The sequence below is a fragment of the Streptomyces sp. genome, from assembly GCF_019510245.1.
In the GTDB taxonomy this organism is placed as follows: domain Bacteria; phylum Actinomycetota; class Actinomycetes; order Streptomycetales; family Streptomycetaceae; genus Streptomyces.
This window is the reverse complement of record NZ_JAEKKT010000232.1, coordinates 16,701-29,992: the sequence shown is the minus strand read 5'-3', so window position 1 is coordinate 29,992 and position 13,292 is coordinate 16,701. Positions and strand designations below refer to the sequence as shown.

The following is a 13,292-nucleotide window of genomic DNA, read 5'->3' as shown; positions in this document are numbered from 1 at the left end:
TCGACCATGGAGGACGCAGCGCAGGAGGTTCCGGTTCGCTCACAGGGTGCGGGGCCCTGCCGTGAAGCGCCGGAAAAGACTCGTGACGGTAAGGCAACGGGCGTGCAACCTCGCCCGGCGAGGATCTTCGCATGACGGTGACCGACCTCTCCCCGCGCCCCGGCCCGCCCGCCCTGGTCCTGGTGGCCCACGGCAGCCGCGACCCGCGCGCGCTCAGCACCGTGCGGGCGCTCATGGACCGGGTGCGCGCGCTGCGGCCCGGCCTGCCCGTGCACCTCGGTCACATCGAACTGAACGAGCCGCTGCTGCCGGACACCCTCGCCGCCCTCGGGGACACCGAGGCCGTCCTCGTCCCGCTCCTGCTCGGCCGCGGCTACCACGTCAAGCGGGACATCCCGGAGACCGCGGCCGCCGCCGGCGCCCGTACGCGCGTCGCCGCCCCGCTGGGCCCGCACCCCCTCCTGGCCGACACGCTGCACGCCCGGCTGCTGGAGGCGGGCTGGCGCCCTAGGCCCGCGAGCGCCGTGGTCCTGGCGGCGGCGGGTTCCCGGGACCCCGACGCCGGGGTCGACACCACCCGCATGGCCGGCCTCCTCGCCGCCCGCCTGGGTGTCCCGGTCCTCCCGGCCTATGCCTCGGCAGCGGCCCCGACGGTCCCGGAGGCGGTCACCGCCCTGCGGGCGAGGGGCGGCCGCCACATCGCCGTCGCCTCCTACTTCACGGCCCCCGGCCGCTTCGCCACCGAGTGCGCGGCACACGCCCCGTGGATCGCCGCGGCTCCCCTGGGGGCCCACGACGCGATGGCAGGGCTGGTCCTCCACCGTTACGAGCAGGCACTGGCAACACCGGTGACGGCAGCCGCCTAGCGGTGCGTGGACCGCTGCGGGTGCCTGGGGGCTGGTCGCGCAGTTCCCCGCGCCCCCAAGAAGGCGGGTCCACCGGGCCGACCCGAAAAGGGGCGCGGGGCTGTGTTTGATTTGCGGCTACCGCCGCGTGGGCGCGGCAAGCCCCCCGCACGCGCACCCGCAAACGCAACCCGACCCGGCAGATCAGTAGGCGTACCAAACACCCATTTGTCACTACCGCCCCGTACTGTCGAACCATGGCAGGCACCGCACCCGCACCCTCTTCGGCCTACGACCCGGCGTCAGCCGACCGCTGGGCCCCCGAACCCGACAAACGCCCCGGCCGCACCGCCTTCCAGCGCGACCGCGCCCGCATCCTGCACTCCGCCGCCCTGAGAAGACTCGCCGGCAAGACCCAGGTCGTCACCCCCGGCGCCTCCACCCAGGCGTGGGACGCCAGCCCCCGCACCCGCCTCACCCACTCCCTCGAATGCGCCCAGGTCGGCCGGGAGCTGGGCGCGGCCCTCGGCTGCGACCCCGACCTCGTGGAGGCCGCCTGCCTCTCCCACGACCTCGGCCACCCGCCCTTCGGGCACAACGGCGAGCAGGCGCTGAACGAGTTCGCGGACGACTGCGGCGGCTTCGAGGGCAACGCCCAGTCCCTGCGGCTCCTCACCCGCATCGAGCCCAAGCGGTTCACCCCGGAGGGCTCCGTCGGCCTCAACCTCACCCGCGCCGCCCTGGACGCGGCCACCAAGTACCCGTGGCCGCGCGGCGCGCACCCCACCGACCCGGCGTCCCCCAAGTTCGGCGTCTACGAGGACGACCGGCCCGTCTTCGACTGGGTCCGCAAGGAGGCCCCCGGCACCCGTACCTGCTTCGAGGCCCAGGTCATGGACTGGTCGGACGACGTCGCCTACTCCGTGCACGACGTCGAGGACGGCCTGCACGCCGGTCACATCGACCCCGGCAGCCTGCGCGCGGAGCCGGAGCGGCAGGAGGTGTTCGCCGTCGCCGTCCGCCTGTACGTGCCCGCCGGCACCGACCCCGCCGAACTCGCCGCCGCCCTCGACCGGCTCCAGGACGAGGAGTGGTGGCCGCACGGCTACGACGGCACCGCGGTCGCCCAGGCCCGCCTCAAGGACGCCACCAGCCAGCTCATCGGCCGGTTCTGCCTGGCCGCGGAGAGCGCCACCCGCGAGCGGTACGGCAGCGGCCGGCTCACCCGCTACGGCGCCGAACTCGTCGTACCGCGCGAGGCCAGGACGGAGTGCGCGGTGCTCAAGGCCATCGCCCACCGGTACGTCATGCAGCGCGCCGAGCAGGAGCGGCTCCGCGCCGACCAGCGGGTCGTCGTCGCGGAACTCGCCGAGGCGCTCACCGCCCGCGCCCCCGACGGACTCGACCCGCAGTTCCGGGCGCTGTTCGACGCGGCCGACGACGACCAAGCCCGCAAACGGGTGATCGTCGATCAGATCGCGTCGCTCACCGACGCCTCCGCACGCTCCCTGCACGCGCGGCTGACCGGACGTATGTGAACACTTTGTGACTCTCTGTCGCCTGATCGGGTCATGATCGCGTCAGCGGGGGTCACTCCCTCTTCCCGCATCACGCTGCGTGCGGGAGGCTCGCAGTGCGGCGCATGTGGGCGGCATATGTGGCGGCACCCTTACGAGGAGGCATCAAGTGGTCGACGCGGACCAGACATTCGTCATCGTCGGAGGCGGACTCGCCGGTGCGAAGGCGGCCGAGACGCTCCGAGCCGAGGGCTTCACCGGCCGGGTGATACTGATCTGCGACGAGCGCGACCACCCCTACGAGCGGCCGCCGCTCTCCAAGGGCTACCTGCTCGGCAAGGCGGAACGCGACAGCGTCTTCGTGCACGAGCCCGCCTGGTACGCGCAGCACGACATCGAACTGCACCTCGGCCAGACCGTGGACCGCATCGACCGCGCCGCCAAGACCGTCCGGTTCGGCGACGACGGCACGCTGGTCCGCTACGACAAGCTGCTGCTCGCCACCGGAGCGGAGCCGCGCCGCCTCGACATCCCCGGCACCGACCTGGCCGGCGTCCACCACCTGCGCCGCCTCGCGCACGCCGAGCGCCTCAAGGGCGTCCTCACCGCGCTCGGCCGGGACAACGGGCACCTCGTCATCGCGGGCGCCGGCTGGATCGGCCTGGAGGTCGCGGCGGCCGCCCGGACGTACGGCGCCGAGGTCACCGTCATCGAGCACGGCCAGACCCCGCTGCACAGCGTGCTCGGGCCCGAACTGGGCAACGTCTTCGCCCAGCTGCACCAGGAGCACGGCGTCCGGTTCCGCTTCGGGGTACGGCTCACCGAGATCGTCGGCCAGGACGGCATGGTGCTGGCCGCGCGCACCGACGACGGCGAGGAGCACCCGGCGCACGACGTCCTCGCGGCGATCGGCGCGGCGCCGCGGGTCGGGCTGGCCGAGGCGGCCGGGCTGGAGCTGGCCGACCGGGCCGACGGCGGCGGCATCGTCGTCGACGAACGGCTGCGGACGTCCGACCCGGACATCTACGCGGCCGGCGACGTGGCCGCGTTCCCGCACGCGCTGTTCGACACGAGGCTCCGCGTGGAGCACTGGGCCAACGCGCTGAACGGCGGCCCGGCCGCGGCCCGCTCGATGCTGGGGCAGGACCTCGCCTACGACCGGGTGCCCTACTTCTTCACCGACCAGTACGACCTGGGCATGGAGTACAGCGGGTGGGCGCCGCCCGGGTCGTACGACCAGGTGGTGATCCGGGGGGACGCGGGGAAGCGGGAGTTCATCGCGTTCTGGGTGAAGGAGGGGCGGGTGCTGGCCGGGATGAACGTGAACGTGTGGGATGTCACAGAGCCGATCCAGCGGCTGATCACCGCGCGGGCGGTGGTGGACACGGATGCCTTGGCGGATCCGCATGTGCCGTTGGATTCGCTCGCCTAAGGGGCTGCGGGGTTCTGTCGTCTCGCGGGTGCGGGTGCGTGGGGGCTGGTCGCGCAGTTCCTCCCCCAGCCTTCGGCCGGGGGTACCCCCAGCGCCCCTTCGGGGCGCTTCGGTGACCGTAGAATTCATCCGTGGCTGGACGGATCAATGACGAGGATGTGAAGGCGGTACGGGACGCGGTCCCGATCGACGCCGTCGTGTCCGAGTACCTCCAGCTGCGCAACGCGGGCGGCGGGAACCTGAAGGGCCTGTGCCCGTTCCACGACGAGAAGTCGCCGTCCTTCCAGGTCAGCCCGAGCAAGGGACTCTTCCACTGCTTCGGCTGCCAGGAGGGCGGCGACACCCTCACCTTCGTGATGAAGGTCGACCACCTCTCCTTCTCGGAGGCGGTCGAGCGGCTGGCCGCCCGCGCCGGCATCACCCTGCGCTACGAGGAGGGCGGCTACAACCCCTCCCACCAGCGCGGCGAGCGCATCCGCCTGGTGGAGGCGCACAAGATCGCCGCCGCCTGGTACGCGGAGCAGCTCGCGACCAGCCCCGAGGCCGAGACCGGCCGGGTCTTCCTCGCCGAGCGCGGCTTCGACCAGGCCGCCGCCGTGCACTTCGGCGTCGGCTACAGCCCGCAGGGCTGGGACCACCTCACCCGCTACCTGCGCGGCCAGGGCTTCACCGACAAGGAGCTGCTGCTGTCGGGGCTGTCCCAGGAGGGACGGCGCGGGCCCATCGACCGCTTCCGCGGCCGCCTGATGTGGCCGATCCGGGACATCGGCGGCGAGGTCGTCGGCTTCGGCGCCCGCAAGCTCTACGAGGCGGACAACGGGCCCAAGTACCTCAACACGCCCGATACCGCGATCTACAAGAAGTCCCAGGTCTTGTACGGCATCGACCTCGCCAAGCAGCACATCGCGAAGGCCAGCCGCGCGGTCGTGGTCGAGGGCTACACCGACGTCATGGCCTGCCACCTGGCCGGGGTGACGACCGCGATCGCCACCTGCGGCACGGCCTTCGGCGGCGACCACATCAAGATCCTGCGCCGGCTCCTGATGGACAACGGCAGCGCCCGCGTGATCTTCACCTTCGACGGCGACGCGGCCGGGCAGAAGGCGGCCCTGCGCGCCTTCGAGGACGACCAGAAGTTCGCCGCCGAGACGTACATCGCCATCGCCCCCGACGGCATGGACCCCTGCGAGCTGCGCCTGGCCAAGGGCGACGAGGCGGTCGCCGACCTGACCGAACCCCGCACCCCGCTCTTCGAGTTCGCGCTCCGCCAGATCGTCGCCCGCTACGACCTGGACACCCCGGCGGGCCGCGCGGCCGCACTGGACGAGGCGGCGCCGGTCGTCGCCCGGATCAAGAACAGCGGCGCCCAGCACGAGGTCGCCGTCCAGCTCGCCGGCATGCTCGGCATCCTCGACACCCAGTTCGTGGTGAAGCGGGTCGCCCAGCTGGCCCGTTGGGCCCGCGAGAAGGGCGGCGGCGGTGGCAGGGGGGCCGGCGGCCCGGCGCGCGGCCCGCAGCAGCCGTCGTACGGCTCCGGCGCGGCCCGCCCCGCCGTCTCCGGGCCCGCCCTCAACCTGCGCAACGCCGTCTACGCCACCGAGCGCGAGCTGCTGAAGCTCGCCCTCCAGCGCCCCGAGCTGGTCTCCCCGGCCTTCGACGCCTATGGCATCGACGAGTTCACCGCCGAGCCCTACGCGGCCGTACGCCGGACCATCATGGAGGCGGGCGGCGCCGAGTACGGCGTGCAGGACCCGCAGGAGTACCTGGTCCGCGTCCGCGAGGCCGCCGCCGACGACACGGTCCGGGCGATGGTCACCGAACTCGCCGTCGAGGCGATCATGCGCCGCACGGTCGACGAGAACTACGCGGGCGAGCAACTCGTGACCGTCCGCCGCCGCGCCGTCGACCGGCGTATCCACGAGATCCAGATCACCCTCACCCGCCTCGGCAACGGCGGCGACCCTGCCCAACTCGCCGCCGTGCAGAACGAGTTGTGGGTGCTCCAGCAGTACGGGCAGGCGCTGCGCGAGCAGGGTCCCGCCGCCCTCTGAGCCCCGGCCGGCCGGCAGGATAACCGCGCGGTCACGGACCGGACGCAAAAAGTCACCGCACGCCCCTCGTGGCGGCGATGTGTCTTACCCCACACTGGGGTGCGGTGCCTGAGTCCTCGGAGCGCGGCCGGCCCGTCCCGGACGGGTCCCACACCCCCGCCGTTCCACTCGTCGCGTACGGGACGGACAGCGGCGAGGCCGTCGTCTCCGCCCCCGAAGTACCGCTGCCGTACCCCCTGGCAGCGATCATCCAGGAGGTCGCCCCCGTGCAGACCCAGACCCTGACCCAGACAGACAGCAGCACGCTCACGGACGAGCCGGAAGCCGACAGCGGCGGCCATGCCGGCGTACCACCGCAGAGCCGGGCCGCGCTGCACCCCGAGACCGAGCCGGACGGCCCGGCTCCCGAGGAACTCGCGGCCGATGCCCCCGACGCGGAGCCCGAGCCCGAGCCCGCCGAGCCGCGGGCCGCCGCCCGCGCCGACACCGCCGGGCCCTCCTCCGACCTGTTCCGCCAGTACCTGCGTGAGATCGGCCGCATCCCGCTGCTCACCGCCGCCGAGGAGGTCGAACTCGCCCGCCGCGTCGAGGCCGGCCTGTTCGCCGAGGAGAAGCTGGGCAGCACCCCCGACCTCGACAGCGAGCTGGCGCTGGACCTGGACCGGCTGGTCGTCATGGGCCGGATGGCCAAGCGCCGCCTCATCGAGGCGAACCTGCGGCTGGTGGTGTCGGTCGCGAAACGGTACGTCGGCCGCGGCCTGACCATGCTCGACCTGGTGCAGGAGGGCAACCTCGGGCTGATCCGCGCCGTGGAGAAGTTCGACTACGCCCGCGGCTACAAGTTCTCCACGTACGCGACCTGGTGGATCCGCCAGGCCATGTCCCGGGCCCTCGCCGACCAGGCCCGCACGATCCGCGTCCCCGTGCACGTGGTGGAGCTGATCAACCGCGTCGTCCGGGTCCAGCGCCGGATGCTCCAGGAGCGGGGCCACGAGCCGACGCCGGACGAGGTCGCCGCGCACCTGGACCTGGCGCCGGAGCGGGTGGGTGAGGTACTCCGCCTCGCCCAGGAGCCGGTGTCCCTGCACGCCCCGGTGGGCGAGGAGGACGACGTCGCCCTCGGTGACCTCATCGAGGACGGCGACGCGGCGAGCCCGGTCGAGTCGGCGGCGTTCCTGCTGCTGCGGGAGCACCTGGAGGCGGTGCTGTCCACGCTCGGGGAGCGGGAGCGGAAGGTCGTCCAGCTGCGGTACGGCCTGGCCGACGGGCGGCCTCGGACGCTGGAGGAGATAGGGCGGATTTTCGGTGTGACGCGGGAGCGAATTCGCCAGATCGAGTCCAAGACCTTGAACAAGCTCCGGGACCATGCATTTGCGGATCAGCTTCGGGGTTACCTGGACTGACGCCGGCTGCGGGTGCGTGGGGGCTGGTCGCGCAGTTCCTCCCCCAGCCTTCCCAGCGCCCCTTACGGGGCGCTGCCCCGCCGTGTCGTTCATCCAGCCGCGGGCAGTCGTGCCGCTGGGGCGGCACGGGTGGGCGCTGGGGGTCCCCCCGGCCGAAGGCTGGGGGAGGCACCCCGCAAGCGCGGGTGGGTGAATCCCCCGCCCGCGCCCACAGCGCACCGCACCCGCTCAGTCCACCTCGGCCACCGCCTGCGCGAACTGCGCCTTGTACAGCCGCGCGTACGCCCCGTCCGCGGCCAGCAGCTCGGCGTGCGCGCCCTGTTCCACGATCGAGCCGTTCTCCATCACGAGGATGGTGTCCGCGTCCCGGATCGTCGAAAGGCGGTGCGCGATCACGAACGACGTCCGCCCGTCCGCCAGTTTGGCCATCGCCTTCTGGATCAGGACCTCGGTACGGGTGTCGACCGACGACGTCGCTTCGTCGAGGACGAGGATCGTCGGGTCGGACAGGAAGGCGCGCGCGATGGTGATGAGCTGCTTCTCACCGGCGCTGACCCCCGTGCCCTCGTCGTCGATGACCGTGTCGTAGCCGTCGGGCAGGGTCCGGACGAACCGGTCGGCGTGGGCGGCCCGTGCCGCCTCCTCGATCTCGCCCCGGGTGACCTCGCGGGCCGCGCCGTACGCGATGTTCTCCGCGATGGAGCCGCCGAACAGCCAGGTGTCCTGAAGCACCATGCCGATGCCGGCGCGGAGTTCGTCCCGGGACATGCGGGTGATGTCGACCCCGTCGAGGGTGATCCGGCCGCCGGAGACGTCGTAGAACCGCATGAGGAGGTTGACCAGCGTGGTCTTGCCGGCGCCGGTCGGGCCGACGATCGCGACCGTGTGGCCCGGCTCCACCGTGAGGGAGAGGTCCTCGATGAGCGGCTTCTCCGGGTCGTAGCGGAAGGAGACGTGCTCCAGGGCGACCCGGCCGCGCAGTTCGGCGGGGCGCTCGCCGGGAACCGGGTCGGCCTCCTGCTCCTCCGCGTCGAGGAGTTCGAAGATCCGCTCGGCGGAGGCGACCCCGGACTGCACCAGGTTGGCCATGGAGGCGACCTGGGTCAGCGGCATCGAGAACTGCCGGGAGTACTGGATGAAGGCCTGGACGTCACCGATGGACAGGGCGCCGGAGGCGACCCGCAGACCGCCTACCACGGCCACCAGCACGTAGTTCAGGTTCGACACGAACATCATCAGCGGCTGCATGATGCCGCTGTTGAACTGCGCCTTGAACCCGGCCTCGTACAGCGCCTCGTTCTGCTCGGCGAACTGCTGCGCCGACTCCTCCTGCCGGCCGAACACCTTCACCAGGGTGTGCCCGGTGTACATCTCCTCGACGTGGGCGTTCAGCTTGCCGGTGGAGCGCCACTGCTGCACGAAGTGCGGCTGCGAGCGCTTGCCGATGCGGGTCGCGACCAGGAAGGACAGCGGCACGGTGACCAGGGCCACCAGCGCCAGGATCCAGGACACCCAGAACATCACCGCGAGCACGCCGATGATGGTGAGCAGCGAGTTGATGAGCTGGCCCATCGACTGCTGGAGGGTCTGGCCGATGTTGTCGATGTCGTTGGTGGCGCGGGAGAGCACCTCGCCGCGCTGCCGCTTGTCGAAGTAGGAGAGCGGCAGCCGGGACAGCTTCGCCTGGACGTCCTCGCGCAGCCGGTACATCGTGCGGTTGACGGACCGGTTGACGAGCCGGGTCGCCACCGCCATCAGCAGGCCGGCGACGACGTAGGTGCAGAGCGCGAACAGCAGGACACTGCCGACCTGGTCGAAGTCGATGCCCTTGCCCGGCGTGAAGTCGGTGCTCTTGAGCATGTCGGCGACGGTCCCCTGGCCGCGCTCGCGCATGCCCGCCAGGACCTGTTCCTTGGTGGCCCCGGCCGGCATCTGCTTGCCGATGACACCGGCGAAGACCAGGTCGGTGGCCCGGCCGAGGATCTTCGGGCCGATCACGTTGAGGGCGACGCTCGCGACCACGCAGAACAGCAGCAGGTAGATCGTGAGCCGTTCGGGTTTGAACCGGGCGAGGAGCCGTTTGCCCGAGTTCTTGAAGTCCATCGAGCGCTGGTCGGGGCCGCCCCCGCCCATCATGCGTCCCATGGGCCCGGCCATCAGGCAGCCTCCGCTTCCGTGAGCTGGGAGAGCACGATCTCCCGGTAGGTCTCGTTGCCGGCCATGAGTTCGTGGTGGCGGCCGGTGCCGACGACGCGTCCCTCGTCGAGGACGACGATCCGGTCGGCGTCTCTGATGGTCGCCACCCGCTGGGCGACGATGACGACGGTCGCCTCGGCCGTCTCCTGGGCGAGCGCGGCGCGCAGGGCGGCGTCGGTCGCGTAGTCGAGGGCGGAGAAGGAGTCGTCGAAGAGGTAGATCTCCGGGCGCTGCACGAGCGTCCGGGCGATGGCGAGGCGCTGACGCTGACCGCCGGAGACGTTCGTACCGCCCTGGGCGATGGGCGCGTTCAGCCCGCCCTCCAGCTTCTCCACGAAGCCCTTGGCCTGCGCCACCTCCAGCGCGTGCCACAGTTCCTCGTCGGTGGCGTCCGGGTTGCCGTAGCGCAGGTTGGTCGCCACGGTGCCGGCGAACAGGTACGGCTTCTGCGGGACCATGCCGACCGTCTGCGCGAGCAGCTTCGGGTCGAGGCCCGAGACGTCCTCGCCGTCCACGAGGACGGAGCCGTCCGTGGCGTCGAAGAGGCGCGCGACCAGCCCGAGCAGGGTGGACTTGCCGCTGCCGGTGGACCCGATCACGGCGGTCACCTCGCCGGGCCGGGCGACCAGGTCGACGGCCTTGAGCACCGGCTCCTCGGCACCCGGATAGCGGAACCCGGCGCCCCTGATCTCCAGATGGCCGTGCCGGCGCAGCTCGGTGACCGGCGCGAGCGGCGGGACGACGCTGGACTCGGTGTCCAGCACCTCCTCGATGCGCTCGGCGCAGACCTCCGCGCGCGGCACCATCATGAACATGAAGGTGGCCATCATCACGGACATCACGATCTGCATGAGGTAGGCGAGGAAGGCGGTCAGGTCACCGATCGCCATGCCGCCGCTGTCGATGCGGTGGGCGCCGAACCAGACCACCGCGATCGACGACACGTTCACCGTCGTCATGACGATCGGGAACATCAGGGCGAGCATGTTGCCGGTGGCCAGCTGCATGTCCGTCAGGTCCTTGTTGGCCTTGCCGAACCGGCCCTGCTCGTACTCGTCGCGGACGAACGCGCGGATCACCCGGTTGCCGGTGATCTGCTCGCGCAGCACCCGGTTCACCGTGTCGAGCCGCACCTGCATGGCCCGGAACAGCGGGCGCAGCCGCCGCACGATCAGGGTCACGGAGATGCCGAGCACGGGTACGACGGCGACCAGCACCCCGGAGAGCGGAACGTCCAGGCCGAGGGCGAGCACGATGCCGCCGACACACATGATGGGCGCCGACGCCATCAGGGTGAACGCCATCAGGACCAGCATCTGGACCTGCTGTACGTCGTTGGTCGTACGGGTGATGAGCGAGGGCGCCCCGAAGTGACCCACCTCACGCGAGGAGAAGGACTGCACGCGGTCGAAGACGGCGGCACGCACGTCCCGGCCGAGCGCGGACGCGGTCCTGGCGCCGTAGTAGACGGCACCGACGTTGCACACCACCTGAGCGAGCGAGATGCCGATCATCAGGGCGCCGAACGTCAGGATGTAATCCGTGTCACCCTTCACGACGCCGTTGTCGATGATGTGCGCGTTGAGCGTGGGCAGGTAGAGAGTGGCGCAGGTCTGCAGGAACTGCAGCAGCACCAGGATGGAGATGGGTTTCCTGTAGGGCCTGAGGTAGGTCCGCAGAAGTCGTATGAGCACGCTACGTCTCTCGGAGTCGGCGGTGGGGTGGGCGGGGTCGCCCGCCCGGTGGGCGGGGTGTTTGCCCTAGGCCCCTATCGTCCGACACTCCACCCGCGTTACCTCAACCGATTAACCCGACAGCGGACGAACGCCGAGGGACGCGGACGTACGCTTCGCGGGGGTTACGCCCGGAACGCCCCTGGATGGGTCTGCTCCCGCACCGAGACGAACTGCTGCCGCACCGCCTGCCCGACCGCCAGCTCGTCCCCGGGCTCCAGCACCTGCGCGGCCGCGCCCTGCCACACCGGCGGGGTACGCGGGTCCAGCGTCCCCTGTGAGACCCCGAGCGCCCAGGCCGCCTGCCGGGCGGCCCCGATCGCCGCGTAGTCCGCCGGCTGCGGTACGACGACCTGGGTGCCGAACAGCATCGGCGCCGCCGCCTGTACGGCCGGCAGCTCGGCGGCCTGCCCCAGCAGGAAGATCCGCCGTACCTCGACACCCCGGCCGCGCAGCACGTCCAGCGCGTCGGCGAGCCCGCAGAGCATGCCCTCGAAGGCGGCCCGCGCGAGATGCTCGGCCTTCATCGACTCCCGCCGCAGCCCGGCCAGCGTGCCGGCGGTGTGCGGCAGGTTCGGCGTCCGCTCACCCTCCAGATACGGCAGCATGACCAGCCCGTGCGAGCCGGGCGTGGACTTCATCGCCAGGTCGGAGAGGGCCTCCAGATCGGCCAGCCCGAGCAGCTCGGCGGTGCCGCGCAGGGCCCGTACCGCGTTGAGCGTGGTGAGGACCGGCAGGTGCATGCCGGTGGCGTCGGCGAGCGAGGTGATCATCCCGGAGGTGTCGGCGAGCGCCTCGGTGTGCACGGCCATCACCGACCCCGAGGCGCCGAGCGAGACCACGGCGTCCCCGAACCCGAGCCCGAGACCGAAGGCGGCGGCCATGGTCTCGCCGGTCCCGGCCGAGATCAGCAGCCCCTCCGGCGTGGTACCGGCCGCGTCGGACGGCCCGATCACCTCGGGCAGCATCGCCTGGTGCCCCAGGGCGAGTTCGACGAGGTCGGGCCGGTAACCGCCGGTGGCCGCCGACCAGTACCCGGTCCCGGAGGCCCCGCCGCGATCGGTGGTCCTCCTGACCGGCCGGCCGAGCAGCTGCCACACCAGCCAGTCGTGGGCCTGCAGCAGTACGGCGGTCCGGCGGGCGTTCTCCGGCTCGGTCTTCGCCAGCCAGCGCAGCTTGGTGACGGGGTGCGCGGCCTGCGGCAGGGTACCCACCGCCTGCGCCCAGGCCTCCCGGCCGCCCAGCGCGTCGATGAGATCGGCGGCCGCGACCTGGGCGCGCTTGTCGCCGCCGACCATCGCGGGGCGGACGGTGTTGCCCTGGGCGTCCAGCGGGATCACCGCGTTCTGCTGCGCGGACACGCCGATGGCCTGCACGCCCTCCAGGAGCCCGCCGCCGGCCGCCTCGCCGAGGGAGAGCAGCCAGGCCTGCGGGTCGACGTCACTGGGGCGCGCCGCGCCGTCCGGCGTGTCGACCGGGTGCGGTGCGTACCCCTGGCGGAGCACCGCACCCGTGTCCGTGTCGCAGACCACGATGCGAGTGAAATCGGGTGAGCTGTCCAACCCGGCGACTATCCCCATGACCGAAATTCTGCCGCACGCGCCGCTGTGGTTCGGCCGACGGGCGTCTTCTGGGGTGGGTGCCCTGTGTCGTACGGCGGGCGCGGGCGAGTGGGGGCCGCTCGCCCGCACGCGGCGGAGCCGCACCTCGATACAGTCCCGCGCCCAGGTCGGACGGGCTGCCCGGCTCTCCGGAAAGCGCTGTCAGGTGTTGCTGGTACCCCAGTCGTCGCCGACTGCTCCGTCGGTGTTGCGTTCGCGCAGGGACCGGACCCGGGCCGCGACCGAGTCGGGCATGCGGTCGCCGACCTTCTCGCTCACCGAGTGGATCGCCTTGCCGGCGTAGACGCGACCCTGCTGGGCGGCGGTCTCGGCGGTGTTGCGGACGGCTGGGTTCTGGGCCACCTGGCGGGCCGACTTCTTCAGCTGTTCGTAGCGCTCGCGTCCGGCTCGCGTGCCGAGCACGTAACCCAGAGCGAGCCCGACGACGAACGTGAGCTTGTAGCGCATGGCGGCCACCCTTCCGACGTGGGGGAGTACCGATTGGCGGAGCACC

Annotated in this window: 9 protein-coding genes; 5 read left to right on the top strand and 4 right to left on the bottom strand. The window is 71.9% G+C overall.

Annotation, left to right across the window (positions count from 1 at the left end):
- The first annotated feature begins 131 nt into the window (after positions 1 to 131).
- From JF597_RS45560 to JF597_RS45540, 5 genes are all read left to right on the top strand, one after another.
- A complete protein-coding gene (locus tag JF597_RS45560) occupies positions 132 to 866 on the top strand; it encodes a sirohydrochlorin chelatase (protein ID WP_294010945.1) in 735 nt (244 codons plus the stop codon).
- 236 nt (positions 867 to 1,102) lie between these two features.
- Positions 1,103 to 2,383 carry a deoxyguanosinetriphosphate triphosphohydrolase gene (locus JF597_RS45555; protein ID WP_294010943.1) on the top strand — a complete coding sequence of 427 codons (1,281 nt, stop codon included), beginning with the start codon at positions 1,103 to 1,105 and terminating at the stop codon, positions 2,381 to 2,383.
- A 148-nt stretch (positions 2,384 to 2,531) separates the two neighbouring features.
- Positions 2,532 to 3,794, top strand: coding sequence for an FAD-dependent oxidoreductase (locus JF597_RS45550; protein WP_294010941.1), 1,263 nt, complete (start codon positions 2,532 to 2,534; stop codon positions 3,792 to 3,794).
- A gap of 131 nt (positions 3,795 to 3,925) precedes the next feature.
- Positions 3,926 to 5,845 carry a DNA primase gene (dnaG, locus tag JF597_RS45545; RefSeq protein WP_294010939.1) on the top strand — a complete coding sequence of 640 codons (1,920 nt, stop codon included), beginning with the start codon at positions 3,926 to 3,928 and terminating at the stop codon, positions 5,843 to 5,845.
- Positions 5,846 to 5,949: 104 nt separating this feature from the next.
- A complete protein-coding gene (locus tag JF597_RS45540) occupies positions 5,950 to 7,248 on the top strand; it encodes an RNA polymerase sigma factor (RefSeq protein WP_294010937.1) in 1,299 nt (432 codons plus the stop codon).
- Positions 7,249 to 7,476: 228 nt separating this feature from the next.
- On the opposite strand, the gene JF597_RS45535 is transcribed toward JF597_RS45540, so the two are convergent.
- The 4 genes from JF597_RS45535 to JF597_RS45520 all read right to left on the bottom strand — a co-directional run bounded on the left by JF597_RS45535 (position 7,477) and on the right by JF597_RS45520 (position 13,246).
- The gene (locus tag JF597_RS45535; RefSeq protein ID WP_294010935.1) at positions 7,477 to 9,405 is read right to left on the bottom strand and encodes an ABC transporter ATP-binding protein; all 1,929 of its coding nucleotides are present in this window, start codon (positions 9,403 to 9,405) and stop codon (positions 7,477 to 7,479) included.
- Positions 9,405 to 11,138 carry an ABC transporter ATP-binding protein gene (locus tag JF597_RS45530; protein ID WP_294010933.1) on the bottom strand — a complete coding sequence of 578 codons (1,734 nt, stop codon included), beginning with the start codon at positions 11,136 to 11,138 and terminating at the stop codon, positions 9,405 to 9,407. The genes JF597_RS45535 and JF597_RS45530 overlap by 1 nt, the downstream gene beginning before the upstream one ends.
- A 164-nt stretch (positions 11,139 to 11,302) precedes the next feature.
- Positions 11,303 to 12,757 (bottom strand): FGGY family carbohydrate kinase, encoded by a 1,455-nt coding sequence (locus JF597_RS45525; protein WP_294010931.1) that lies wholly within the window; start codon positions 12,755 to 12,757, stop codon positions 11,303 to 11,305.
- A gap of 183 nt (positions 12,758 to 12,940) precedes the next feature.
- Positions 12,941 to 13,246: a YtxH domain-containing protein gene (locus JF597_RS45520; protein WP_294010929.1), complete on the bottom strand. Its 306-nt coding sequence runs from the start codon at positions 13,244 to 13,246 to the stop codon at positions 12,941 to 12,943.
- Between the last annotated feature and the right edge of the window lie 46 nt (positions 13,247 to 13,292).

Bases quoted from the DNA above. Each gene is read 5' to 3' on its own strand.
- JF597_RS45560 (WP_294010945.1), top strand. From the start codon at position 132: ATGACGGTGACCGACCTCTCCCCGCGCCCCGGCCCGCCCGCCCTGGTC.
- JF597_RS45555 (WP_294010943.1), top strand. From the start codon at position 1,103: ATGGCAGGCACCGCACCCGCACCCTCTTCGGCCTACGACCCGGCGTCA.
- JF597_RS45535 (WP_294010935.1), bottom strand. From the start codon at position 9,405: ATGGCCGGGCCCATGGGACGCATGATGGGCGGGGGCGGCCCCGACCAG.
- JF597_RS45525 (WP_294010931.1), bottom strand. From the start codon at position 12,757: ATGGGGATAGTCGCCGGGTTGGACAGCTCACCCGATTTCACTCGCATC.
- JF597_RS45520 (WP_294010929.1), bottom strand. From the start codon at position 13,246: ATGCGCTACAAGCTCACGTTCGTCGTCGGGCTCGCTCTGGGTTACGTG.